The 2,617-nt window shown below is 62.3% G+C and carries 3 protein-coding genes; all 3 read left to right on the top strand.

Annotated features, from left to right (window positions below):
- Positions 1-85 precede the first annotated feature (85 nt).
- The 3 genes from tnpA to tnpC all read left to right on the top strand — a co-directional run bounded on the left by tnpA (position 86) and on the right by tnpC (position 2,472).
- Positions 86-505 carry an IS66-like element accessory protein TnpA gene (tnpA, locus tag RZR99_RS33520; RefSeq protein WP_407655547.1) on the top strand — a complete coding sequence of 140 codons (420 nt, stop codon included), beginning with the start codon at positions 86-88 and terminating at the stop codon, positions 503-505.
- Complete coding sequence (gene tnpB, locus RZR99_RS32610) at positions 502-846, top strand: IS66 family insertion sequence element accessory protein TnpB (protein WP_323123803.1); 345 nt, start codon at positions 502-504, stop codon at positions 844-846. The genes tnpA and tnpB overlap by 4 nt, the downstream gene beginning before the upstream one ends.
- Positions 847-978: 132 nt before the next feature.
- Positions 979-2,472: an IS66 family transposase gene (gene tnpC / locus RZR99_RS32605; protein WP_407655548.1), complete on the top strand. Its 1,494-nt coding sequence runs from the start codon at positions 979-981 to the stop codon at positions 2,470-2,472.
- The last annotated feature ends 145 nt before the right edge of the window (positions 2,473-2,617 follow it).

Here is a 2,617-nt window from a genome sequence, read left to right as displayed (position 1 = left end):
CGTAAGCGCCTCGGCCGGGCCGTTTCCCGAAGCTAATTTTTTCAAAGCATGATGGGCACGTTTAGATTGACGGAGCCAGTCTGCCATGTCGAACGCAGGGAATCGTGCCCATCCCCATCGAACGTACGCGCAAGAATTCAAGCAGCAGGTGATCAGGGAGACGTTGGAGCCCGGCATGTCGGTGTCGATTGTTGCGCGCCGGCACGACATCAACGCCAATGTGGTGTTCGGATGGCGCAAGCAATATCGTGAAGGCAAGCTGGTCGTCCCTGCACTGGATAGTGCGCCGAGCGTGCCAAGCACGGAACTGCTGAGCGTCGACGTGATCGACTCGGCATTGGTGCTGCGGGCACCAGAGCCGACCGTGGCGCCGGAAGCGATGAGCAGCGTACCGACGCCGAAGCCCGTGTGCGAAATCGAGGTGGAGATCGGCAAGCGGCGCGTGAAGATTCGCGGCCTGTCTGCCGAGCGCACCGAAGCGTTCCTGCAGGAATGCCTGAAGTGATCGCACTGCCGGCAGGTACGCGTATCTGGCTGGCGGCCGGTGTGACCGACATGCGTTGCGGGTTCCAGGGGCTGGCCGCGAAGGTACAGACAGCGCTCGAAGAGAATCCGCTGGCCGGCCACGTGTTCATCTTCCGCGGCCGCCGTGGCGATCTCGTGAAACTGCTGTGGGCGACCGACGACGGGCTCTGGTTGCTCGCAAAGCGATTGGAGCGAGGCCGGTTTGTTTGGCCCCAGGCCGACGGCGGCAAGATCCATCTGACAAGCGCCCAGCTGTCGATGCTGCTTGAAGGCATCGACTGGCGACAGCCGCAACGTACCGCTGCTCTGTCGATGTTGTAAACCGCATCGAAGGCTCGTAAACTGCGACGCATGTCCAAAGATGCACCGCTTCCTGCCACCGTCGCTGAGCTCCAGGCCCTGGTGCTTGCGCAGCAGGCGTCGCTGCTTGAACAGCAAGCCTCGATCGCAAACATGGTGCGGGAGATCGCCGCACGCGACGACGAGATTGAACGCCTGAAGGCGCAGATCGACAAGCTCAGGCGGATGTACTTCGGTAGCAAGTCCGAGAAACTGGCTAGGCAGATCGATAAGCTCGAGGCGCAACTGGAAGACCTGACCGCCGGCCAGGGTGCTGCAGAGACGCGAGGGCACCGAGACAAGACGTCGACGGCGCCGCCCGGTCGGGCGCCCACACGAGAGCCACTGCCACCGCACTTGCCCCGCGACGAAATCGAACTCAAGCCGGATCCGGCCTGCCCAAAGTGCGCGACGACGATGCAGTGGCTCGGCGAGGATGTATCCGAGCAACTCGCCCGCGTGGCGGCCGTGTTCAAAGTGATCCGCACCATCCGCCATAAGCTGTGTTGCCCTGATTGCGGCCACATCGAACAGATCGCGATGCCCAGCCTGCCGATCGAGCATGGCATTGCGCATCCGAGCTTGCTGGCCGATATTGCGGTATCGAAGTTCGCCGATCATCAGCCGCTGTATCGCCAATCGGAGATCGCAGCACGCGATGGTGTGACGCTGGATCGCGGCAGCATGGGCCGCTGGCTCGGGCAGATTGCCGAGCTCTGTGTGCCGCTCGTTGAAGCGATCCAGCGCTACGCGCTGGTTCCCGGCAAGGTCCACGTCGACGACACGCCGGTCGCGGTGCTCGCGCCCGGCAACGGCAAAACGGTGACCGGCCGCTTCGGGGTCTATGTGCGTGACGATCGCCGCTCGGGCTCGACTGAGCCGGCTGCGGTATGGTTCGACTTCTCCTCGGATCGCAAAGGCGCCCACCCTCAAACCCGGCTCGCCGCATTCCACGGCATCCTGCAGGCCGATGCTTACTCCGGGTTCGATCAACTGTACGCGAGCGACGAGATCCTCGAAACGGCATGCTGGGATCACGCGAGGCGGTACATCTACGATGTTCACGTGCGCACGCCGACTCCGGATACCCAGCAATTGCTCGAGATGATCGGCGAGCTCTACAGTATCGAAGCCGACATCCGCGGCAAGACACCTGACGAGCGTCTGCGCGTAAGGCGGGAGAAGAGCAAGCCGTTGCTCGCGAACTTCGAAGTGACGATCAGGGCGAAACTCACGACGCTGTCGACGAAGTCCGCGCTCGCCAAGGCGATCAACTACTCCCTGAACCACTGGGCGGCGCTTGTATTCTACTGCGAGGACGGTCGGGCCGAGATCAGCAACGTGCTCGCAGAAAACGCCTTGCGCTGTGTCGCGCTCGGACGCAAAAATTATTTGTTCGTCGGCTCCGACAGCGGGGGCGAGCGGGCCGCTGCGATGTATAGCTTGATCGGGACGTGCAAGCTCAACGGCATCAACCCGCGTGCCTATCTGGAATACGTCCTGACCCACATCGCTGATCACAAGATATCCCGCATCGACGAATTGCTGCCCTGGAATGTGGCCGACAAGTTGAAGCCGGCCACCCCGCCCACACCCTCAACCGGGTAGACCTGGATAGATTTGGATGGATCGTGTCCACGATCGCCGATCGCGGACACGATCTCCCGTGATCTACACGGACTCCACCACGCCATCACCATCGTGCCCCACGCGCGCGCGAACGGGGAAACGGCCAAGCTGAGTCGCTTACGTT

Origin of the sequence: Burkholderia alba (assembly GCF_034721475.1) — a bacterium.
GTDB classification, from domain to species: Bacteria; Pseudomonadota; Gammaproteobacteria; order Burkholderiales; family Burkholderiaceae; genus Burkholderia; species Burkholderia alba.
Note: the sequence above shows the minus strand (reverse complement) of the source record. Positions and strands in the feature narration are given on the sequence as shown.

Bases quoted from the DNA above. Each gene is read 5' to 3' on its own strand.
- tnpA (WP_407655547.1), top strand. From the start codon at position 86: ATGTCGAACGCAGGGAATCGTGCCCATCCCCATCGAACGTACGCGCAA.
- tnpC (WP_407655548.1), top strand. From the start codon at position 979: ATGGTGCGGGAGATCGCCGCACGCGACGACGAGATTGAACGCCTGAAG.